We start from the raw sequence: 20,707 nt of genomic DNA, 5'->3' as shown, positions 1-20,707 counted from the left end.
CCGAGGTGTGCCGATGACCTGCAAGAACACGCCGATTTGGTGCCAGGGCCAGCACCCCACCGTGGCCCTCATGCTGCGCCTCATCCTGGACGACCTGTGCCGGTGCCGCCCCGAGGGCCCAACCTGGTGCCAGGGGGGCGAGCCCTGGACCCCCGCCCGCGTCGCTGACCTGACGTGGGGGAGGATGCACCTGTGATCGTCGCCATCGCCGAAGTGCTCGACCAGGACGGGGCGGTCTGGACCAAATCCGACCCCTTCGATCCTGCCCCCTTTCACTGGAGCGTTTGTGTCCAGATGACCCACCACGAGGGGCTTGTCCCCGGCGACCGGCTGCGACTCCCGTGCGGCGCGGTCCTTCGATTCGCGGGCCGCATGCCTCACCACAGATCAATCGCCTGGCTCCACTTCGAGAGCGAGGCCCGCCCCCCTCACCTGGAGCCCGGGATGGTCCTGGAGGTGCTGCCTTGACCCGCGCCCAGAAGCGCCGCCGTGCTCGCCTCGACGTCGCCTATCGCCGCTATCACCGCGTCCAGCGTGACGAGGTGGGCCAGACCCGGCGCCCGGTGGCCTGCGGCTGCTCCGCTGCCTGCCTCGCCGCCCTCTTCGATCTCGTCGAGGCAGAGGTCCGGGCCGGCGAGAAGCTCCTGGCCCAAGCGCATGACGGGCGGGACCGTGAGGGTGTACCGATGATCGTCACCACCGTCGCCCAAGAGATCGCCCTCGCCCGCGAGCGGCGCATCGCTTACGGCGTCGCCCTCGAAGGTCTGGGCGTGGCCTTCGACCCCGACGCCTCGCCCCTCACCCTGCTCCTGCTGGTCCAGCAGGAGACCGCCAGGGCCCGGGAGCTGGTGGAGGCCGTCGATGCCTACCTCGACAGCACCGACTCCTACGGCCAGGGGCCAGAATTCGCTCGCCTCTGGGAACTGTGCCCCCACACACCCCCGGGGCCCTCCCCCGAGATCGTCGCCCTCGCTGAAGAGCTGATCGCCAAGGTGGCGGCCATGGATGCGGAGAAGGAGCGGCGGTGATGGGCAAAGGGGCGGCAAAACGCGGCGAAGTCGTGGCCAAAGAGGGCGAAGCGACGAATCGCAGGACGTCCGCGCCTCCTCGGTTGGGCCTCCCCTTCGTCTCGGAGAAGGCCGCGACCGTCCTCGGGCTGAAGCTTTCGGGGCAGTGGACCCCGGACCACGTGCCGGACCTGGCCGCCCGATGGGGCTGCACCCCCGAGGCCGTGGGACAGGTCGCCACCAAGGTCGACGCGGTGCTCCACCAGCTCCACGCCGACAACCCCGCCCGGCGCCTCGCCATCCATCAGCTTCTCCATGCGCTCGTGGAGGTGGAGACCATCCTCGACCCCGCCAAGCGGATCCCCCTCCGGGTCAAGGTCGTGGCCGAGCTGAGCAAGGTCACCGGGCTGGTGAAGAGCGGTCTGTCCTTCACCCCCAGCGGCGGCCTCACCCTCGACGCCCTCAAGGGGGGCTCGTGACCGCGCCCGCCGAGCTGCGCCGCGCGGTGACCCTGGCTCGGGGGCTCGGCATCCTCAGGGCCGTGATCTGGCGCCCCGAGGACGAGGGCGTTTTCCTCCGGCTCCCCGAGGAGCCCGCCGGGTGTCTGCGCTCCGTCGAGGAGGTGCCCGCCCTCCTGGCTGCCGCCATCGCCAGGACGCCTCCCACGGGGTCAGAGTCCCCCAGGAACCGGGACTACCTCCTCGACACCATGGAGGACCTCGCCGCCCTCGTGCCCTGGTGGGAGGTGAAGCCGTGAGGCTCACCACCCGCGAGCACGTCGAGCTGCTCCACGATGCGGTCACCGCGGCGCATGTGGCGTGCGTGGTCAACGGCGAGACGCACGGGTCACCCGACCCGGCGACGTTCCGGATCTGGCTCTTCGGGGCGATGTACGACCCTGCCGATGCCGTGGTGGCCCTGGCCCGCAGGATCGCGGCGCACCCCCCGGCGGAGCAGGGTACCCCGAAGTTCCAGCGCCTCCTCGACAGGATGGAGGACCTTGCTGAGGTCTGGCCCTGGTGGGAGGTAGCCCTATGATCTGCCTCTGCCCGTGCGAGATCCCCCGCGACATCTGCGCCTCGTCTGACTGGACGTGGAAGTGCGACACCTGCGGCCGTCGCTACCCCGCCCACCGCTGGGGCTGCGACGGGAAGGCCCCTGGCCCTCCGTTTTGCCGCGCCGTCTCCATGGTCGTCGTCAAGGTCCACGCGCTGTCGACGGCCAACAAGAAGAAGCGAAAGGACCTGGAGCGGGCGGAAGGACTCCTCGCCGGAGCCGTCGAAGAAGCCAGGGCGCTGGAGGAGAAGATCGCCGGCCTCCGGGTGAAGGTAAAGCGCCTGCGCGCGGAAGCGGCCAAGCTCACCACCCCGGCGCCACCGCCAGGCGTTGACCTCGACGGGCCAGCCGAGCAGCCCAGATGCAAGGGGCGCCGTGGCAGTTAAGAAGAAGGCCGCCCCCGAGCCCAGCGGGCCCCCGACGCTGGAGGACCTCCTGACCTCGCGGCTGGGCTTCGGCCTCACGACCGCGACCCCGGTGCAGCGCGCCATCTGCCGTGCCATCGAGGGGCGTCCGCTCGGTGACCTCGCCAGCGAGCCCAACGTGGTCCGCGCCTTCGGTGGCGCCGCGTCCGTCGAGGCGCTGCCTCTGGCACGACCCCGCGAGGTGTACCTGATCGCCGGCATCCGTGCAGCCAAGAGCCTGATCGCAGCCGCCGCCGCGGTGCTGGCGACGCAGACGGTCGACGTCTCCCAGCTCGGCGCCGGCGAGATGGCCCGCGTGTCCGTGGTGTCGCTGTCGATCGACACCGCGAAAGTCATCTACGGCCACATCCACGGGAACGTGGTGGCCAGCCCGGTGCTCCGCTCGCTGCTCGTGGGCGAGCCCACCGCGGACACGGTGACGCTCCGGCACCCGTCGGGGCGCCCCATCGAGATCAAGGTGGTCGCGGGCAGCAAGGCCGGCGGCACCCTGGTGGCTCGCTGGAGCGCTGGGGTGATCTTCGACGAAGCCCCGCGCATGAGCGGCGACGAAGCCGTCGTCAACTTCACGGACGCCCGCGGCGCCGTGCTGGGCCGTCTGCTCCCCGGCGCCCAGGTGCTGGCCATCGGCTCGCCCTGGGCTGCGGAGGGGCCTGTCTTCGAGACCGTCGAGGCGCGGCACGGTCGCCCCGGTCTGGACATGATCGTGGTCCGCGCACCGGCGGACGTGATGAATCCGGTGTGGTGGACGGCTGAGCGGGTAGCCGAGTTCCGGCGCGACAACCCGGAGCTGGCCAGGACGGAGATCGATGCCGAGTTCGGCCTCGTCAACGGCGCGTCCTTCTTCGTGGCCAGTGACTTCGAGGCGCTGTTCCGCGACGACGCCCGGCGCGACGCGGGGCCCGGTGACCTGATCTCGTCGGCGGTGGACCTCGGCTTCGTGCGGAACAGCGCCACCCTGGCGGTCCTGTCGGAGCGCGCGAGCGTGGCCGATGTCGTCGACCTCCAGGAGCTACGCCCCGAGCCGACCCGGGCCCTCGTCCCCTCCGTCGTCTGCTCGTCCTTCGCCGCCACGCTGAGGACCCGGCACTGCGGGATGGCGGTGGCGGACGGGCACTACCGGGAGACCCTGCGCGAGCACACCGATCCCGTCGGCGTGAGCCTGTACGACGGCCCCGGACCCGGCGAGCGCTTCCTTGCGCTGCGGCTCCAGGTCCGCGCTGGCACGCTGCGGGTCAACCCCGCGCTGCCCGAGGCTCAGCGGCTCCGGAAGCAGCTCGGGCAGGTACGCCCACGCCTCGCCCCCGGGGGCGTGCTGTCCGTCGTGCTGCCCGAGGACACGGACGGCAGCCACTGCGACCTCGCGGACGTGCTCGCGCGCGCCGCGTGGGGTCGCCAACGCTACGGCGGCACCCCGGTGCCTGCCGCCATCGACCCCATCGACGCCCTGGAGGCGTCCCTGATCGCTCGGCTCGAAGCTCGCGCCGTCGAGGAGAAGAACAAGCCATGGTATCGCAGACGATTCTGAACCGACTCGACCGGCGGTGGTGGTTCGCCCCGAAGGAAGAGGTCCACGACACCCTCAAGACCGCCCTGGACCTGGCGATGACGCACGACCGGGGGCGCATCGACTACTACCGCGCCCTCGCCCTGCTCCACGATGGGCACGACCGCCAGGCCATGTGGGGAGGCCGGCGCCTCGCCGATGACCAGGATTATCGGGTGCCGCGCAACGTGCTGCGGCGCCTCGTGTCGACGGCGCACGCTCGCCTGATCTCGACCATCCCGAGGCCCTTCTACTGCTCCGACGGCGGCGATTTCGAGCTGAGGCAGAAGCTGGAGGACTTGAACACCGCGGTCCATGGGCTGTTTCTGGCCAACAAGGTCGACAGCTACGCCAACCTCGCCCAGCGTCACGCGCTGGTGTGGGGCGATGGATTCGTGAAGGTGAGCGCGGTGCTGCACACGAAGCGCCCTCACGTGTGCGTCGAGCGGGTCTACCCCTGGGAAGTGTACATCGACCCGTTGGACGGGTTGTATGGCGAGCCCCGCTGCTACTACCAGGTGCGGTGGGTGGACCGCGCGCACATGATCGCGTCCTGGCCCAAGTACGCCCGGGAGATCTTCGACGCGGAGAGCTGCCGCCCCGAGTGGGCGGGCTGGCTCGATGGGATGAGCGACCCCGTGCGTGTGGTCGAGGCGTGGTACCTCGACCCCGATGGGGAGATGGGGCGGCATGTCGTCGCCCTGAGCAACGCCACGCTCGTGGACGAGCCCTACGGGTACGACGCGCCGCCCCTCGTCCGGTTCCAGCACAGCGCAGCCTTGACGAGCTTCTGGGGTGACGGGCTCGCCCACGAAGTCGCGGGGCAACAGATGGAGCTGAACGACGTGATGGGCGCCCTCAGCGAGACCATCAAGCTCGGCGCGTGGCCCTCGATCCTGGCGGAGAAGCAGGCCGAGGTCGAGGTGGGGCAGCTCACCAACAGCCCCATGAAGGTCATCAAGTACAAGGGCATCCCGCCGATCATCCAGACCGCCCAGGGCCTCACCGCGGAAGCCTCGCGCTACGCCGATGGCCTGGCGTCCAACATGTACGAGACCTCGGGCGTCTCCCAGTACGCCGCGACCTCGACGAAGCCCGCGGGCCTCCAGTCGGGCCGGAGCCTCCGGATCTTTGCCGACCAGCAAGAGGGCAACCTGCGCGAAGGCAGCGACCTCCGCGCGCAGAGCTACCTCGCCTTGGGCATGGCCCTCGTCCGTGCTCAGCGCGCCGTCTCCGAGGTCGAGCCGAACGCCCGCGTCATCTTCAGCGACCCCCGCGAGCGCAAGGTGGTGTCGCTGAAGTGGCGGGAGATAGACCTCCCTGACGACGGCCTTGAGATGGTGGCCGCGCCGATCTCGATCCTCCCGAGCACCCCGGCGGCGAAGGCCGAGGCGCTGGAGCAGTACGCAAGCGCCGGGGCGATTACCATGGACGACCTCCGTGCCAACATCGACCTGCCCGACCTGAAGTCGATGGACGCCACCGCGACCGCCCCGCGCAAGGCCATCGAGCAGCAGATGCTCAAGATGGTTCGCGACGGCGTGCCGCAGTACCCGGAGCCGTTCTTCCCCCTCGACCTCGCCCTCCAGCTCGCCGGGCAGCACTACTGCCAGGCGGTGGTGGACGGCGCCGCGGAAGATCGCCTGGAGCTGGTCCGTCGCTACATCCAGGCGGTCACCGACCTCAAGACCCCGCCGCCGCCCGTCGAGGGCGAGATGGCGCTGCCCCCCGAGATGCCCCCCGAGGAGATGCCGCCCGTCGAGGGTGAGCTGCCTCCCGATGCGATGCCCCCCGAGATGACGATGCCCCCACAGGAGATGCTGGCATGAGCGATTTTGAAGCGACCCCCGTTGACGAGACCCCCGAGGCTGCCGCCCCCGTCGAGGGCGAGGCGCCCCCACCCACGCCGGAGCCCGAGGAGAAGGAGGTCAGCGACGACGACCTGAAGCGGGCCTTCACCGCGCTGTCTCGCAAGAAGACCGCGCACAAGGAGAAGCTCCAGCAGCTCCACCAGGAGCGCAGCCGCTTCGAGGAGGAGCGCAAGGCTCACCAGGCCCAGATCGCGCTGATCGAGCGGCTCCGTCGAGGCGATGAGGATGCGCTCAAGGAGGCCATGGGGGACGACTACTTCGACCAGCTCGTCCAGAAGCGTCTCGACCCCGCGGCGAGCCAGGCCGAGGCCAAGCTGAAGGCCGAGCTTCAGCGCCGCGACCAGGAGCTGGAGACCCTGAAGAGGCGTCTCGACGACTTCGACCAGGGCCAGCGTCAGGCCCAGATGCAGCGCGAGGAGGCGAGCTTCCTCGGGTACGTGAAGGGCCTCGACGCCCCCGAGCTGGACGTCCTGGAGGAAGCAGAGATCCTCGACCTCGTGCGCGACCTCGCCCCGCGGTTCCGCGAGGAGGCCGGGCGCCCGCCCACGTTCAAGGAGTTGGGGCAAATCCTGGTCAACATGCAGAAGCCCAAGATCGAGCGGCTCAAGAAGCGCTTCGGTCCCCCGCCCCCCGAGGCGCCGCCGCCCGGGAAGAAGGGCCCCGGTGGCATCACCAACCGCGACGCCTCGACCCCCGCCGGTGCCACGCCCGAGGAGGGCGACGACATGGACGCCTTCCGGGAGCGGATGAAGCGGCAGCTCCTGGAGCGCCTCGGTTGATAGGTTTGACCTATCAGAGCGGTCTGTTAAGATAGCCACACCTTGCCCCTCTCGGGCCTCGCGTGCCGGCCACGCGGACGTAACCAGTCGTCGAAACCGGAGCGCCACGAGCGCGAGCCCCCCGAGACATCCCATCGCCGCCAGAGCGCGGCGGGAGGCAAGCCACATGGCCGCTTCGTCCACGACGAGCAACGTCGCCGAGATCCTGAAAGACGTTTACGAGCAGCTCCGCAACGAACAGCTTTATACGAGGAAACCCTTCTGGGACATGCTGCGGAAGAAGAAGACCTTCGTGGGCGCCACCCACGAGGTCCCCCTCCGGTACAGCCCGGAGCCCGGCGGAAGCGCGACCTTCGCGAGTGCGCTCGCCAACCGCGGCCCCTCGGGCTTCAAGCGGTTCGCGGTCATCCGGAAGAAGGACTACGCCACCGCCAGCATCGAGACGGAGCTTGTGAGGGCTGCCAAGGACAACGCCGGCGCCGTCGTGAGCGCCGTCGAGGCCGTCGTCCGCGGCATGAAGAACACCGCCGAGCGGAGCATTTGCAAGGGCATCTTCGGCAACGGCGGCGGCGCCCGCGCCCAGGTCGGCTCCGGCCAGGGCTCCACCGTCGTCACGCTCCTGAACCCCAAGGACATCGTCTGGTTCGAGGCCGGAATGGTGCTCGACGGCAGCGCCGCGGACGGTACCTCCGGCGCCGCGACGGCGGGCGGTGTGGCGGCGAAGATCGTCTCCATCAACCGCGATACCGGCACCATCACCAACGATGCCTCGGCCAACTGGAACGCGGCCACGGGCATCAACAGCCTGGGCGCGAACTGGTACCTGTTCCGACAGGGCGACTTCGGCGCCACCATGACCGGGCTCGATGCCTGGATCCCCGCGACCGTGAGCGCCACCGCGTTCTTCGGCGTCGTCCGGACCCTCGACACGGAGCGCCTCGCGGGCTGCCGCATCACCCCCACCACCACCGGGTACACCTACTCGACCGTCGAGGGCGCGATCACCGCGATGCTGGAGCGCGTGTACATGGCCGGCGGCGCCCCGGACACCATCTTCCTCCACCCCCAGCGCTACAAGCGCCTCTGCGACGAGCTGGGCGCCAAGCGGCAGTACGTCGACATCAAGACGGACGCTGGCGTGTCCTTCAAGGGCATCCTCGTGGAAGGCCAGGGCGGGCAGGCGCGCGTGGTCTCCGACCCCTGCTGCCAGCTCAACACCGGCTGGGCCCTCAGCATGGACACGTGGACGTTCAACACCCTGGGAGATCCCTTCTCCATCCTCGATGACGACGGCAAGGGCATCTGGCTGCGCGAGTCCAGCGACGACGCGATGCAAGCCCGCATCGCGACGTTCGGCAACCTCTACTGCGACGCCCCGGCCTACAACGGGCGCTTCGACCTGACGGGGATCTCCTTATGGCCTCGGGCAAGGCGCAGTCTCCGGTGCGTCACGCGACGCCCGACGCGGAGTTTTTCGAGGGCAGCTTCGCCCCCGACACGGCCAACGCCCCGACCGACCTCGTCGGCTCCGGCTTCACGGTGGCCTACGTCTCCGCGGGTCGGTGGACGGTCACCATCCTGGGCATCGGCGGGGCCTCCATCGTCAAGGCCCTCGTCGGCGTCCAGCTCAACGCGGCGGAGGCTGACGCCCTCGACGTGAGCATCATCGGGGCCACCGCGAGCAGCTCCGGCAACCTCACGTTTGACATCCTCTACCGCGTCAACGCCGTGGCGACGGACATCGCGGCGAACGCCAACAACAGGGTGCACTTCTCCGTCACGGTGAAGCCGTGAAAGGCGGGAAGGGTGGCGGGCTCCTGGCGATCCTCGGCGGTGGTGGCGAGAGCCCCATGGAGGAGAGCGAGGCCGATCCCTTCGAGCAGGGCTTTCGGGCCTTCCGCGGCGCCATGAAGAGCGGCGACGCCATGAAGGGCAAGAAGGCCCTGCGCCTCATGATGAAGGCGTGCGAGGACGACGACGAGGGCGAGGACTACAGCGACGACGAGGAGGGCTGATCCATGCCGGTGCCGATCTCTCAGGCGACCCTACGCACGAGGGTTCGCACCGTCACGAAGCAGCCCAACTCGTCGGGCTTCGTCTCCGATTCGGAGGTCAACACCCTCATCAATGAGGGCGCGTATCGCCTGTATGACATGCTCGTCGCAGCCCGCGGCGAGCACTACTACGCCACCGAGTGGGGCTTCAACACCACCGTCGGCGTGAAGCGCTACCCGTTCCCTGAGAACTTCTATCGCCTCGTGTCGCTGATGGTGTCGGAGACCGCCGGGGGCTCGCCCTCGGGCACGGTCCAGCCCACCGGCGCCACCTGGCACGAGATCCGGCGGATGAACCACGGGGAGTGGGCTCTCCAGGAGTCGCTCAACGGGGATTGCATCCATGAGCTTCGCTACGCCCTCACCGGGCGGCAGCACGAGACCACGACCTCCCAGCTCGCGGAGATCGGCCTCTACCCGGCGCCGCGCGCGGTGTGGAACGTCCGGGCGATCTACCTCCCCACCCTCGACCTCTCCAACGAGACCAGCTCCAGCGCCCCGCTCTACGACGGGATCAACGGCTGGGACGAATATATCGTGGCCCACGCCGCGGAGACGATCTTCGCCATGCAGGAGGACTCGACGGCGGCCTTCTGGTCCAACCGCAAGGCTGAGATCGAGGCGCGCGTCCGTGGCCTCGCCAGCGACCGCGACGGCCACCAGCCGATCCAGGTCCGTGACGTGAAGTGGGGCCGAGGGCGGCGCGAGAGGTACCCGCGCCCATGATCGACCTCCCCACCCTCGACGGAGCTCGAAGCGCGGCGGACGTGACGCGGCTGCTCGGGCAGTGGCGCGACCGCCTCACCCAGGCGCTCCGCTCGCCCCCGACGGACCCCCGCGGCGTGCTGCTCAAGGGCGTCGACCTCTCCACCACCCCCGTGTCCATCAGCCATGGCCTCCCGTCGCTGTCGGGCTGGCTCGTGGTGCGCGCCCGTGGCGCTGCCCCGGCCTCCGTCGTGGAGACCGGCGTGTCGGCGCGCACGCTGACGCTGGTGGCCTCCGGCGCCGTCACCGTTGACCTCTGGGTGTGGCCATGAGCCTTCAGAAGGTCACCATCGAGCTGCTCCCCCTGGGGGGCGTCGACCAGTCCCGGGGCGAGTGGGCCACCCTCGCGGGCCCTGGCGGGCTGGCCTCGCAGTTTCACACGCTGGACAACCTGCGGTACACGAAGACCGGCGAGATCGAGAAGCGCGCCGGCCTCGTGGCGATGTCGAGCGCCGTCCTCGACGGCTACGCCTTCGGGACCACCACCGACCTCGTGGCCGTCGGGGGCCTGGAGCTGGTCGCGGTCGGCACCCGCGCCGAGGAGACCGCGAGCCAGCCCGGTGAGCCCGGCGCCTTCCTCTGGAGCTACAGCCCGTCCGCCGATGCCTGGGCGCCGAAGACCGGCGTTCCTCAGCTCTCCGTGGAGCGCTACCCCGGCGTGCGCGGCGAGACGGACCTGGACAGCGCCGTCACCCAGGTGGCGCGGGTCGGGACCGTCGAGGCGATCCTCTACACCGTCGGGACCAACGCCTACATCCGCGTCGTTGACCGCGCGACGGGCGCCGTGATGCTCGATAACACGGCGCTTGCGTCGGCAGCCCTCGCCGGCAAGTACGTTCTTTTCGCCGTCAACGGGGTGTTCGTGGTCGTCTGGTTCACCGGCGCGAACCAACTGCGACGCGGCACGATCAACCCCACCACGCTGGCCCTCGCGAGCGCCAACGTCGGCGCGGCGCTGGCCTTCGCCCCGGCCTCCTGGGATGCGATCCCCACCGTCTCGGGCAAGTGGGCCATGGCGGCGCAGGGCGCCGTGCCCGGCGGTGACGTGGTGGTCTGGCGCGTGGACAACGCGGCCGGCACCGTCGACGCCACCGCGGCCGAGCTGGGGCGCAGCGGCACGCGGCTCAGCCTGGGCTTCCGGGTGGGCTACAACTTCCTGCTCCTGGCCTGGGATGACCGCACGGACGTCCGGGCGAAGCATTACGTCGAGAGCACCCTTGTCACGGCGCTGGCGGACTGGCAGGTCGAGCCCCTCGCGAGCTTCACCGTGGTGCGGAACCTCGCCGCGCAATTCGACGACCAGAACCGCTCCTTCGTCCTCATCGGTGCCACGGATTCCAGCGGGTACCCGTCGCTTGCGCTGCGGGCCTTCGACACCCTTGGCGCCGGCATCATGAGCCTGCGCCGCATCTACTGGGTGGGCCTCCAGACGAAGCCCTTCCGCCTCGGCGGGAGCCTGTACGCGCTGGTCTGCCAGTACCGCACGGGCGGCGTGGATATCGCCTGGAACTACGGCTACGCGCTGCTGAACCTCTCGCGTCGCTTCGACGCCATCGGGAGCAGCTACCCGGTGGCCCTGGAGGGGTGCCTCGCGCCGACGGATGGCATCGGCCTCGATGTCGGCTCGACGGACGACCACCTTGCCTGGGTCCAGGTCGTCGACAGCGATGCGTACCTGCCGCTCGTCATCAACGCGGCGAACGAGGAGGAGCCCGCGGGCACACCCGGCGCCGCCGCGTGGGTGGACGTGGCGCGGCTCCGCTCGGGTCGCACGGTGGACGGGCTGTGGTCCTGGGCGCATGGCGCGAGGCTGCTCCACCTCGGGAGCGCGTTGCCGGTCCAGTACGACGGGCAGAGCGCCGTGGAGATCGCGTTCCTGGAGCCCCCGCAGATCGTCGGGTCCGTGAACCTGACGTATGGAGGCTCCGGCCCTGCCGCGGGCTCGCCGGACAACGTCTACGGCTACCTGATGGTCTGGGAGTGGATCGACGCGCAAGGACAGGTCCACCGGAGCCGCCTCAGCGCACCCTTCTCCGCGACGATCAGCAGCGGCTCAGGCACCAACGCGATCGTGGACTTCGAGGTCAAGCTGACCTCCATCACGCGCCGCGGCAGCGCCGCCGACGGGGAGGCCACGCGCCCTCGCCTGGCCGTGTTCCGCACGCTGGCCAACGGGACCGTCTACTACCGCCTCGACGGCAACGGAGAGGTGAACAGCACCGGCGCCGCCACCCTGAACTTCAGCGACGACGAGGACGACGCCACGCTTCTCGCCGCCGGGCGCCCCGGGCTCTACACCGCCGGGGGCATCCTGGAGAACGAGACGCCGCCCCCTGCGCGCCATGTCCAGGTTGCATCCCGTCGCGTGTGGCTCACCAGCGCGGAGAGCGCGGAGGTGTGGCCGTCCCGCGAGATCGTCGCCGCCGAGGCCCCGGCTTTCTCGGCGCTGCTGCGGATCTCGCTGGACGAGGTAGACGAGCGCCTGGTCGGTACCGCGTGGCTCGACGGCGCCCTCGTCATCTTCAGCGAGCGGCGGATCTTCCTCCTCGACGCCGGCGCCGGTCCTGGTGACACGGGGGCGCCCCCCTGGCCCTCGCCCCAGGCGCTCCAGAGCAGCGCGGGCTGTACGAGCGGGCGCAGCATCGCGGTCTTCCGGGACGGCGTGATCTACCGCGACCCCGATGGCTTCAAGATCCTGACCCGCGGGCGCAGCATCGTCGACATCGGCGGCGCGGTGCGCGACCTCACCGACGCCAACCCGGTGACCCTCGACGTCCAGGTCGACGCCGCGCAGGAGCGGGTGGTCGTCGTCATCGCGGCATCCGAGACCGGGGAGCCTCAGATCCTGGTGTACGACTACCGCCACGCGGGCCCCGAAGGGGTCGGCTCGTGGTCCACCTGGAGCACGGAAGAAGATCCCGCGACGGTACGCGCTGCAATCTGGCAGGGCTCCCTCGTCACGGCTACGGCGGGGTCGCCCTGCCTCGAAGGCGGCGGCGCGACGCCGGGCTATGACGGCATCGGCGGTGGTCCGCAGTGGATCACCGGCACCCTCGCGACCCCCTGGCTACGCCTCGGCGCGCTGGGGGGCTACCAGCGGGTGTGGCGCACGGTGCTGGAGCTACGCCAGATGAGCGCGCACGGGCTGAGCTTGCAGGTCTACGTCGACGGCGACGACACCACGCCCGTCCAGACAGAGACCTGGACCACGACCCAGATCGCGGCGCTCCAGGGCCTACCGCGTGAGCGCCTCGTGGTCGGGATGGCGGTGCAGAAGTGCCAGTCGATCCGGCTCAAGCTCAGCGACACGGCTCCGGCGGTGGCGGTGGCGGAGAGCCCCACGGGCTTTCGGTACAGCGGTCTGTCCCTGGAAGCAGGCGTAAAAAAGGGCGTCGAGAAGGCCCAGAAAGCGAACACGCGATGAGCGCAGAGTCCAACGGGCAGCTTGTAGGTACAGTCCTCGGCGGAGGCGCGGGTCTTGTCCTCGGAGGGCCGATGGGCGCAGCCGTCGGTGCTGGTCTCGGAGGAGCGCTGGGGGGCACCGTCGGCGGGTGGTTCGGCAAGAAAAAGAAGAACATCGCGCCGACCCCTCGGGAGCGGGCGTACATGGGCGGCAACGCGCTCGCTGAGCAGCGCTACCTCAGCGAGCTGGGGGGCGGCGAGTACGCCGCGTTCCAGGCCGCCGAAGAGGCGCAGCGCCAGGCCAACGAGGCCCGCGGGCTGGAAAACCAGGTGTTCGGGGAGTTCGGCGCCCTCGACCAGCAGTACGCCGACCTCGCCGCCGGGCGCGGGCCCAGCGTGGGGCGACAGATGGCCATGCAGGGCGCCGACGTGGCCCAGCAGCAGGCCAACCAGATGGCGGCCTCGGCTCGCGGCGGCGGAGGGAACCAGCTTCTCGCGCAACGCATGGCCCAGCAAACCGGCGCGCAGGCCCAGCAGCAAGCCAGCGCCGAAGCCGCGCGCATTGGAGCGCAAGAGCAGCTCGCCGCGATGGGCGCCCGCGCCGGCATCGCTGGGCAGCGGGCCGGGCTCGCGGGACAGATGCGCTCCGGCGACTACCAGGGCAGGGCCTACGACGAGGCGCGCGGGGGCCGGTACCTCGACGCGCGCACGGGGGCGATGGGCCAGATCTACCAGGGGCAGACGGGCGCTGCGGCGGGCAACCAGGAGGCATCGATGCTCGCTCAAGTGAAGAACGCCGAGCTTGCCGAAGCCGAGCGCGCGCGGCGGCAGCGCCTCATCGAAAACGCTGCCGCGGGCGCCGCGGGCGCCGCCAAGGGAGGAGCGACCTGATGCCGTACAACAGCTACAAGCGCGAGACGAACGCCCAGGGCGTGCCCATCTACAAGCTCTACGGCGCCGAGGGCGACGAGCTGACGCTGCCCCAGGGAGGCGCTGCGGATCGGTTCGTGCTGACCATCCCGGAGCGCGAGGACATGCGGCTGGCGGACAACAACGCGACCTCCGGCGAGATGATGAGCCGAGCGGACACGCCCCCGCCGATGGGCCCTCCTGGCCCCCCCGCGGACACGCGCCCTCCGGTGGCGCCGCCCATCCCTCGTGGGGCTCCACCGATGCCGGCGCCCGCCCCTCGCCAGGACCGCAGCGGCAAGCTCAACGACGACCTTGCGAAGCTCACCCGGCGCGACCTCACGGCCACGCAAAGCGCCAGCGAGAAGGACACCAACGTCACCCTGGAGGGCAAGGCCATCGATCCGGCCCTCGTGGACGAGGAGCGCGCGCTACGGCTGGGCGTGGCTCGTGGCGAGATGCGCCAGATCGACGAACGCGAGCGCGGCGCGGCGCTGGCGAGCTACCTGGAGCCCAAGCGAGCGGCGGCCGCTGACGAACTGACGGCGCAGACCGGAGCGCTCCGGCAGCAGAGCGACGCGCGGCGCATGGAGGCCATGCAGCAGATCGGGCGCGAGATCGACGAAGAGAACAAGAAGGAAGGCTTCTGGGAAACCCGGACGGAGAAGCAAGCGATCTTCGCCGTCCTCGGCGGCATCGCCGCTGCTTTCTCCACGCCGGAGGTTGCCGCCGGGTACTTCGATGACCTGTATGCGAAGTGGCAGGACAAGAAGGCGAAGAAGCTCGCCAGCCTGGAGAAAAAGAAGGGGCTAACGGGTGAATATTGGGATCTCTACCGTCGTCAGCTCGACGACTTCGAGGTGCGGCAGTTGGACCGCATCAACCGCCAGATCGCGGGCGTGGCCTCGCGCGGGCTGCCCCCTCGCGAGGCCGCGGAGTTCGCCGCGTGGTTCCAGAAGAACCAGCAGAACCCCGCGGCCGGCGTCGCCCCGCAGGCGGTTGCGGCGGTGCGGCAGGAGACGGAGCAGAAGGTCAAGGCCCTGTCCACGAAGAAGGCCCTCACCCCGAAGGACAAGGCCGATCTGGCCCGGCTCCAGGGGGACATCAAGGCCCTCGCCGCGCTCGAAGGCAAGGTGGCCGCCCGCGACGTGACGCGCGGCCCCGCGGATGCCTCCGGGATGGCTGCCATGCAGGCCGGCATGAGCGCGTCGCAGGGGCCCGGAGGGCTCCGGACCGCCCCGGCCGGCGCCGTGCCACCACGAGCCCCGCCACCACCCGCGCCGGTGCGTCCCTCGATGGACCCGGCGGTGCTCCGGCAGCTCCAGGAGGAGGAGCGTCGCACCCTCCAGACCCTCCGCGGCCCCCGCGCCACCAAGGACATCCGATGAGCCCCCGCGAAGACTACATGGAGTGGGCCCGCCAGCAGCTTCCCGACACGCCCGCGGAGGCCCTCGGGGCGAGGCTGGCGCAGGAGGCCGTGAACCCCCCGCAGCCGCCGCCGCTCATGACCCAGATGGGCGCCCTCGATGACCTCAGCGCACGGTCCACGGCCAACCCGCGCACCTTCGAGCCCGGGGGCTACCGCACGCCGTCCACCTTCGATCTGGAGCGCGCGAAGGTCATGCACGCGCTCGCCGCGGAGCGCCTTGCGCTGGGGGACAAGTACGCGATGACCCGCAAGGAAGTCGTGCGCACCCGCACCGAGAGCAAGAGCGATTACGACCCGATGAAGCGCCTCGCCCTCATGGCCGACACGGGCAAGGCGAGCGACGCCGCGGAGACGGACGAGCGCAAGGATCTGCGCGAAGAGCGGCGCCGCGTCGAGAAGGACTTCGGCGGGCTGGCGTTCAACTACGTCTCACCGGACGGCAAGCGCGAGGACCTGTGGGCGGCGCGTCCAGGGACACCGGAGAAGGACGTGCAGGTTCTCCGGGAGAACGCCGCGGGCCTGGCCGTCGTGGACAAGCTCCTCCGCGAGATCAAGGAAGCCCGGGGCCTCAAGGACAAGGTGCGCGAGAACGCGATCATCACCGCCAACGTGAAGGCCCTCGCGGGCGTCCTCGGCGGGTCGCTGCTGAACTCCGGCGTGGTGAACCCGAGCGAGCTGGAGGACATGAAAAAGATCGCCAACCAGCAGGGCATCATCGGGCCCGATGGCGTGCAGGCGTTCGAGCAACTCCGCGGCACCATGCGGATCAAGTACGAGAACCAGCTCCGGCAGGCGGGCGCCACGAAGGTTGTGCGCTGATGGCCGATCCCGCAGAGGTCTACGTCACCGGGCCCGATGGGCAGGAGTACCGCACCGGCGGTGACACGCTGCGGGACTACCTCGCCAACGGCTACACCGTCTCGAAGAACCAACCGAACTTCCGCGGGGTACCGGTGCGCCTCCCGGACGGGACCGCGGCCGAGCTGGACCCGCAGCGCGCCGAGGAGGTGATCCGCAGCGGCGGCGGCGACGTCATCGACCGCGGCACCCTGCTCGCGGACCAGGAGCGCCAGGTGTACGGCGGCGGTGCGGGGCAGGCGGCAGCCGCCGCGGCGGGGCTCGCCCGCGGGGCCACGCTGGGCCTCAGCGACGTGGTAGCCGGCGCCATCGACCCCACCCTGCCCGGGGGGCTCCGGCAGCTCCAGGAGGCCAACCCTGCGACGAGCACGGCCACGGAGCTGGGCGGCAACATCGCCAGCCTCCTCGCCACCGGCGGCGGCGCTGGCCTCGGGAGCCTGGCGACCCGTGGCGCGGTGAAGCTGGGCGCCGTCGAAGGCGGGCTCGCCGCTCGTGCCCTGGCCGGCGCCGCGGTCGGGGCTGCGGAGATGGGCGCCATCGAGGCGGGGCGTGAGCTGTCGCAGGCCACCCTCCAGGAGCGCGAGACCTCCGCGGCGAGGGTGGCGGAAGCGTTCGGCCACGGGGCCCTGCTGGGCGGTGCCTTCGGTGGCGCTCTCCCGCTCGCGGGGGCGGCCCTGTCCGGGGTGGCGTCTGGAGCCCGACGGGTAGCCGGCAAGGTCGTGCCGGGGGGCTCCGGCTCGCTGGCAGATGACGCGCTCGCGTATGCCCGCGAGAAGACCCTGAAGAGCACTGGGGGGACGCAGAAGGAGATCGGGAAGATCCTCGATGCGAGCCCGGAGCTTCGCCAGGCGGCGGACGACATCCTGATCCGGGACGTGCCCAAGGCCCTCGGGAAGAGCGAGGCCGCGGTGGTGTCCCGCGCGGAGATGCAAGCCGGCATCGAGACGGCGCGCCAGGAGATCGGCGCCGAGATGGGCAAGGCGCTCAAGGCCATCGACACCAACGCGCGCGGCGTGGGCGCCGACATCTCCGGCATCGTGTCGAGGGCGCGCGAGACGGTGCTGGCCCCCCTGGAGGCCAACGTGTTCGCCGGAGCCGAAGCGCGGGCGGTGGCCAAGCAAATCCAGCAGTTGGAGAAGCTCCAGGACTACCGCGTTGGCTTCGAGAGCTTGCACGACCTGTCGTCGCAGCTCGGGAAGGTCATCCGCAAGAACCCCACCGCCGCGGCGACGCAGGACCTCAAGGCGTTTCGCTCGCTCATCGAGGACGAGATCATCACCGGCGCCAACCGCGTGAGCGGGGAGATCGGCGGCGACATCGCCGGCCAGTACGCCACCGCGCGCACCCGGTACGCGGCGGCGAAAATGCTCGAGGACGCCGTCGCCACAGGCGTCAAGGCAGAGACCAAAAACCTCACCTTCTCCCTGTCGTCGATGCTCGCCGGGGGCACCGGTACCTCGCTCGGGGCGACCGTGGGCGGCGCGGTCCTGGGGCCCGTCGGCGCCGCCATCGGCGGTGTCGTGGGTGGCGTCGGGGGCGCGGTCCTCGCCAACCTGAACAAGCGCTTCGGCGACCAGGTCGTCTCCCAGGCGCTCCGGGCCTACGCCCAGGGCGAGACGCGCATGGTCGCCTCGCTCGTGGACAACTCCATCGCGCAGGGCGTGGGCAAGATGCTCAGCGGCGGCGCGAAGGCCACCAAACGCCTCGCTCCCGTCGTCGCTGCGGACGCTGCGACCCGCACCGCGCTGCTCGGCCGGAGCCCTGCCCCCCTGGGGCCCCGCACGGTCGACCGGCGCGCTCCTCCTGGCGGCGCCTCGCCACAGCAGACGGCGCAGATCCGTACCACGATCCAGCAGAGCGCGGAGCAACAGCGCCAGGCCATCGGGGCGGCCATGGCGGCGGCGCCCCCTGAGGTCGCGGCGACGCTGAGGGGGCAGCTCGCCGCCAGCGAGCGGGCCACGACGTACCTGCTGAGCAAGATCCCCCTCAGCGGCAACCAGAAGAACACCCTCACGCCCCAGGCGGAGGCGCCCCGGCTGACGAAGGCCCAGCTCGATGAGCTGGTGACCGCGGCGCGCGTGGTCGCGGATCCCCTCAGCGTCCTGGAGTCGCTGGAGCGTGGCGATCTGCGGCGCGTCGAGGTCGAGGCGCTCCGGGTGGCAGCACCGGGGCTCTACCAGCAGATCCGCACCGAGGTGCAGGCGCAGCTCTCGGAGCGGACGGAGCCCCTGCCCTACCGCCAGGCGCTCCAGCTCTCCCAGCTCCTGGGCGTGGTGGGCCACCCGTCGCTCTCACCAGCCTCGATCCAGGCGATCCAGGCGAGCTACGCCCCGGCTCCGCAGGAGTCGCCACCGGCGCCCGTCCGTGCCCCGAAGCGCCCCATTTCGACCACCAAAGACTGGTCTCTCACCAGCGAGGAGCCGTGAAAATGTTTCTAGCCAAGCTCGTTCCTGTCATCCGTGAAAGCGCTTCGTCTGTCCTCCTCGCTGACGGGACAACGGGCACCGCGCTCTCCGATACCCTCAAGCTCCAGGTTCCCGCGCACGGGCTCCATTTCCTCGCCGCGGGGCTGGTGACGATCATCGATGAGGCGGGCAACAGCTCGCAGATCCTTGGCGTCGCGGGCCAGGACTACGGGGCGCAAATCTGCCAAATCATGGCCACCGGCACCGCGGTGTCCGCGGCTAACCTCGTGCTGCTCCGAGGGATCTGATGGCGCTCATCCCGGCTCCGATCCCTGCGCCTCCGTTCCAGGCGACCAGCGGCGGCGCCGCGTGGGATCCCACCGCCATCGCCGGGCACGCCTGGTCCCTGGTGGCCGATCCTGCCTACCAGTGGCAGGACACGGCGCAGACGACACCGGCGACGGCGGCCACCGATCCGATCCGGCGGTGGCGCACCCGGTACGGCACCGACCTGCCATTCGACGCGCCCTCGGATAGCGCCCGTCCGCTCGTCACCACGACCGGCCTCGGGGGTGGCCGTGGTGCCATTTTCGACGGCGGGAACGACGACCTCCGCGCGACATGGGCGGGGATCGATGGCGCGCAGTGGTGGGGGGTTCACTTCGCAAATAACGGCTCGTTTACCCGATTCCTCGCGCTAGTGCGGAGCGCCACGAGCAAATATTCGCTCACGCGGATCCAGTCGGCCACGTCGATCATCGTCGGCGCCGGGCTCACCGGGTCTGGCGGCGCTGGCATCACGGTGCCGTCGATGGGTACGACGGCGCACACGCTCGTATGGACATGGGACGGCGCGACGACCTACGAGGCGTGGTGGGACGGCGCGAGTGCCACGGTCGGCGCGGGTAGCTCCGGGATCGCTGGGGTCGCCTCGACGGCCTACATCGGCTCATTCGCCGGCAGCCTGTATTTCAACGGCACCGCGGGCAAAATCTCCACCGGCAGCGGCGCCCTCACGGCGGGTGAGCGATCCTCGCTGATCACCTGGCTGGGGACACCATGAGCAAGCTCCATACAGTGCGCTTGCATCTCCTCTGCGCCGCGGAGGACGTGGAGACCGTGCGCGCAGCGCTGGCCAAATCGCTGCCCGACTGGCTGACCTTCGCGCCGATCCCCGATGAGCCGGGCCTCTACGTCGACTCCGGGCAGTGGACCCCGGAGCAGGCGGCGCGGCTCACCGAGGCGTGCGAGGGGCTACCCGTCAAGGTCTGGCGCGGCGTGGCGCTGGCCTACAGCGAGCCGGGCGTGGTGGTGGTCGACAAGGGGGGCGACGCCTCACGCCAGGGCGATCTCCGCTTCACGGTCGCCAAGGCCATCGAAGAGGAAAAGAAGCTCACCGCTACCATCGAAGGAGAGATCCGTGGGAAGTAACGCCTCCTCCCTCCCTGGCCTCGTCGCCCTCCTCGTCACCGCGCTCCTCGGCGCCGTCCAGCTCTGGTGGAAGAGCCAGGCGGAGAAGGAGAAGGAGGAGCGCAAGGCCGCGCGCGACAAGGAGAAAGAAGCCCACGAGACTCGCGAGCGCGAGGACCGCGAGCGCCGCGAGCGCGAAGTCCGCGAGGCCCGCGAGGACCGCGAGGAGATCTCCCGGCGCCTCCGGACCCTGGAGACGGGGCGACAGGAGCAGCAGGTGGAGCTGGCCGAGCGGCGCGTGGAGCTGGCCACGGTCACGTCCGGGCTCGCTCGCCTGGAGGGCAAGCTGGACAAGGTGCTGGACGCCGTGATCGGCCACAACCGGAGCGGACGATGATCGACGCGAGCAAGTACGCCCCCTCTTTCAAGGCCGCGTGCGTCTCCCTCAAGGGGGAGGCGTACTGCTCGCCTACGGTGGTCCAGAGCCTGATGGCCGTCTCGCGCCACGAGACGTGTTTTTCCGAGTGCAAGCCCTTCGTCGGCGCCCACAATTACGGCGCGATTCAGTGCGGGGCGGTGGCCGACAAGATGGGAAAGTGCCCCGCCAACTGCATCCCGGCGCGGGACACGTCGCCGACTGCAACCGGCGCGAGCGTGGCCTACATGGGGTGCTTCCGTGTCAAGGCGAGCGTCGATGAGGGCGTGCTCGATTTCGTCAAGCTCATGGTCGTCCAGCGCCCCCTCATCGCCGAGGCGCTGCCCTCCGGCGACGCGCGGCAGATCGCGTGGGCGAT

General features: G+C 70.5%; 24 protein-coding genes. All 24 read left to right on the top strand.

The genetic code is table 11. The features are described 5' to 3' along the window. Positions 1-192: 192 nt before the first annotated feature. Entirely contained in the window at positions 193-468 is a 276-nt protein-coding gene (locus IPL79_19955; GenBank protein ID MBK9073250.1) for a hypothetical protein, read from the top strand. Beyond that, positions 465-1,028, top strand: coding sequence for a hypothetical protein (locus IPL79_19950; GenBank protein MBK9073249.1), 564 nt, complete (start codon positions 465-467; stop codon positions 1,026-1,028). Before IPL79_19955 ends, IPL79_19950 begins: the two co-directional genes overlap by 4 nt. After that, positions 1,025-1,486 carry a hypothetical protein gene (locus IPL79_19945; protein MBK9073248.1) on the top strand — a complete coding sequence of 154 codons (462 nt, stop codon included), beginning with the start codon at positions 1,025-1,027 and terminating at the stop codon, positions 1,484-1,486. The genes IPL79_19950 and IPL79_19945 overlap by 4 nt, the downstream gene beginning before the upstream one ends. Beyond that, a complete protein-coding gene (locus IPL79_19940; protein MBK9073247.1) occupies positions 1,483-1,764 on the top strand; it encodes a hypothetical protein in 282 nt (93 codons plus the stop codon). Before IPL79_19945 ends, IPL79_19940 begins: the two co-directional genes overlap by 4 nt. Continuing rightward, positions 1,761-2,045 carry a hypothetical protein gene (locus IPL79_19935; GenBank protein ID MBK9073246.1) on the top strand — a complete coding sequence of 95 codons (285 nt, stop codon included), beginning with the start codon at positions 1,761-1,763 and terminating at the stop codon, positions 2,043-2,045. The genes IPL79_19940 and IPL79_19935 overlap by 4 nt, the downstream gene beginning before the upstream one ends. Positions 2,046-2,194: 149 nt before the next feature. After that, entirely contained in the window at positions 2,195-2,449 is a 255-nt protein-coding gene (locus IPL79_19930) for a hypothetical protein (GenBank protein MBK9073245.1), read from the top strand. Then, positions 2,439-4,013: a hypothetical protein gene (locus IPL79_19925; protein ID MBK9073244.1), complete on the top strand. Its 1,575-nt coding sequence runs from the start codon at positions 2,439-2,441 to the stop codon at positions 4,011-4,013. Before IPL79_19930 ends, IPL79_19925 begins: the two co-directional genes overlap by 11 nt. Next, positions 3,992-5,860: a hypothetical protein gene (locus tag IPL79_19920; GenBank protein MBK9073243.1), complete on the top strand. Its 1,869-nt coding sequence runs from the start codon at positions 3,992-3,994 to the stop codon at positions 5,858-5,860. The genes IPL79_19925 and IPL79_19920 overlap by 22 nt, the downstream gene beginning before the upstream one ends. Continuing rightward, positions 5,857-6,681 (top strand): hypothetical protein, encoded by an 825-nt coding sequence (locus IPL79_19915; protein MBK9073242.1) that lies wholly within the window; start codon positions 5,857-5,859, stop codon positions 6,679-6,681. The genes IPL79_19920 and IPL79_19915 overlap by 4 nt, the downstream gene beginning before the upstream one ends. A gap of 166 nt (positions 6,682-6,847) precedes the next feature. Further along, the gene (locus IPL79_19910) at positions 6,848-8,341 is read left to right on the top strand and encodes a hypothetical protein (protein ID MBK9073241.1); all 1,494 of its coding nucleotides are present in this window, start codon (positions 6,848-6,850) and stop codon (positions 8,339-8,341) included. Continuing rightward, on the top strand, positions 8,338-8,475 hold the full coding sequence (locus IPL79_19905; GenBank protein MBK9073240.1) for a hypothetical protein: 138 nt from the start codon (positions 8,338-8,340) through the stop codon (positions 8,473-8,475). Before IPL79_19910 ends, IPL79_19905 begins: the two co-directional genes overlap by 4 nt. Next, on the top strand, positions 8,472-8,696 hold the full coding sequence (locus tag IPL79_19900) for a hypothetical protein (protein ID MBK9073239.1): 225 nt from the start codon (positions 8,472-8,474) through the stop codon (positions 8,694-8,696). The genes IPL79_19905 and IPL79_19900 overlap by 4 nt, the downstream gene beginning before the upstream one ends. Positions 8,697-8,699: 3 nt before the next feature. Next, a complete protein-coding gene (locus tag IPL79_19895; protein MBK9073238.1) occupies positions 8,700-9,461 on the top strand; it encodes a hypothetical protein in 762 nt (253 codons plus the stop codon). Continuing rightward, positions 9,458-9,772, top strand: coding sequence for a hypothetical protein (locus IPL79_19890; protein MBK9073237.1), 315 nt, complete (start codon positions 9,458-9,460; stop codon positions 9,770-9,772). The genes IPL79_19895 and IPL79_19890 overlap by 4 nt, the downstream gene beginning before the upstream one ends. Beyond that, positions 9,769-12,924, top strand: coding sequence for a hypothetical protein (locus tag IPL79_19885; GenBank protein MBK9073236.1), 3,156 nt, complete (start codon positions 9,769-9,771; stop codon positions 12,922-12,924). Before IPL79_19890 ends, IPL79_19885 begins: the two co-directional genes overlap by 4 nt. Positions 12,925-12,995: 71 nt before the next feature. Then, positions 12,996-13,793, top strand: a complete 798-nt coding sequence (locus tag IPL79_19880; GenBank protein ID MBK9073235.1) for a hypothetical protein — start codon at positions 12,996-12,998, stop codon at positions 13,791-13,793. Then, positions 13,793-15,199: a hypothetical protein gene (locus tag IPL79_19875; GenBank protein MBK9073234.1), complete on the top strand. Its 1,407-nt coding sequence runs from the start codon at positions 13,793-13,795 to the stop codon at positions 15,197-15,199. The genes IPL79_19880 and IPL79_19875 overlap by 1 nt, the downstream gene beginning before the upstream one ends. Beyond that, entirely contained in the window at positions 15,196-16,059 is an 864-nt protein-coding gene (locus IPL79_19870; GenBank protein MBK9073233.1) for a hypothetical protein, read from the top strand. Before IPL79_19875 ends, IPL79_19870 begins: the two co-directional genes overlap by 4 nt. Continuing rightward, entirely contained in the window at positions 16,059-18,524 is a 2,466-nt protein-coding gene (locus IPL79_19865) for a hypothetical protein (GenBank protein ID MBK9073232.1), read from the top strand. The genes IPL79_19870 and IPL79_19865 overlap by 1 nt, the downstream gene beginning before the upstream one ends. Further along, positions 18,521-18,811, top strand: coding sequence for a hypothetical protein (locus IPL79_19860; GenBank protein MBK9073231.1), 291 nt, complete (start codon positions 18,521-18,523; stop codon positions 18,809-18,811). The genes IPL79_19865 and IPL79_19860 overlap by 4 nt, the downstream gene beginning before the upstream one ends. After that, complete coding sequence (locus IPL79_19855; GenBank protein ID MBK9073230.1) at positions 18,811-19,566, top strand: hypothetical protein; 756 nt, start codon at positions 18,811-18,813, stop codon at positions 19,564-19,566. The genes IPL79_19860 and IPL79_19855 overlap by 1 nt, the downstream gene beginning before the upstream one ends. Beyond that, complete coding sequence (locus tag IPL79_19850; protein ID MBK9073229.1) at positions 19,563-19,934, top strand: hypothetical protein; 372 nt, start codon at positions 19,563-19,565, stop codon at positions 19,932-19,934. The genes IPL79_19855 and IPL79_19850 overlap by 4 nt, the downstream gene beginning before the upstream one ends. Then, positions 19,924-20,310 (top strand): hypothetical protein, encoded by a 387-nt coding sequence (locus tag IPL79_19845; GenBank protein MBK9073228.1) that lies wholly within the window; start codon positions 19,924-19,926, stop codon positions 20,308-20,310. Before IPL79_19850 ends, IPL79_19845 begins: the two co-directional genes overlap by 11 nt. Beyond that, on the top strand, positions 20,307-20,707 hold a 401-nt coding region (locus IPL79_19840), incomplete at its 3' end, for a hypothetical protein (protein ID MBK9073227.1). The genes IPL79_19845 and IPL79_19840, both read left to right, overlap by 4 nt.

Source organism: Myxococcales bacterium, assembly GCA_016716835.1.
Classification (GTDB): domain Bacteria; phylum Myxococcota_A; class Polyangia; order Haliangiales; family Haliangiaceae; genus JADJUW01.
The sequence above is the reverse complement of the archived record's forward strand: the minus strand, read 5'-3'. Positions and strand labels throughout refer to the sequence as shown.

Bases quoted from the DNA above. Each gene is read 5' to 3' on its own strand.
- IPL79_19875 (MBK9073234.1), top strand. From the start codon at position 13,793: ATGCCGTACAACAGCTACAAGCGCGAGACGAACGCCCAGGGCGTGCCC.
- IPL79_19850 (MBK9073229.1), top strand. From the start codon at position 19,563: ATGAGCAAGCTCCATACAGTGCGCTTGCATCTCCTCTGCGCCGCGGAG.
- IPL79_19855 (MBK9073230.1), top strand. From the start codon at position 18,811: ATGGCGCTCATCCCGGCTCCGATCCCTGCGCCTCCGTTCCAGGCGACC.
- IPL79_19885 (MBK9073236.1), top strand. From the start codon at position 9,769: ATGAGCCTTCAGAAGGTCACCATCGAGCTGCTCCCCCTGGGGGGCGTC.
- IPL79_19910 (MBK9073241.1), top strand. From the start codon at position 6,848: ATGGCCGCTTCGTCCACGACGAGCAACGTCGCCGAGATCCTGAAAGAC.
- IPL79_19915 (MBK9073242.1), top strand. From the start codon at position 5,857: ATGAGCGATTTTGAAGCGACCCCCGTTGACGAGACCCCCGAGGCTGCC.
- IPL79_19890 (MBK9073237.1), top strand. From the start codon at position 9,458: ATGATCGACCTCCCCACCCTCGACGGAGCTCGAAGCGCGGCGGACGTG.
- IPL79_19920 (MBK9073243.1), top strand. From the start codon at position 3,992: ATGGTATCGCAGACGATTCTGAACCGACTCGACCGGCGGTGGTGGTTC.
- IPL79_19870 (MBK9073233.1), top strand. From the start codon at position 15,196: ATGAGCCCCCGCGAAGACTACATGGAGTGGGCCCGCCAGCAGCTTCCC.
- IPL79_19930 (MBK9073245.1), top strand. From the start codon at position 2,195: ATGGTCGTCGTCAAGGTCCACGCGCTGTCGACGGCCAACAAGAAGAAG.
- IPL79_19895 (MBK9073238.1), top strand. From the start codon at position 8,700: ATGCCGGTGCCGATCTCTCAGGCGACCCTACGCACGAGGGTTCGCACC.
- IPL79_19865 (MBK9073232.1), top strand. From the start codon at position 16,059: ATGGCCGATCCCGCAGAGGTCTACGTCACCGGGCCCGATGGGCAGGAG.
- IPL79_19880 (MBK9073235.1), top strand. From the start codon at position 12,996: ATGGGCGCAGCCGTCGGTGCTGGTCTCGGAGGAGCGCTGGGGGGCACC.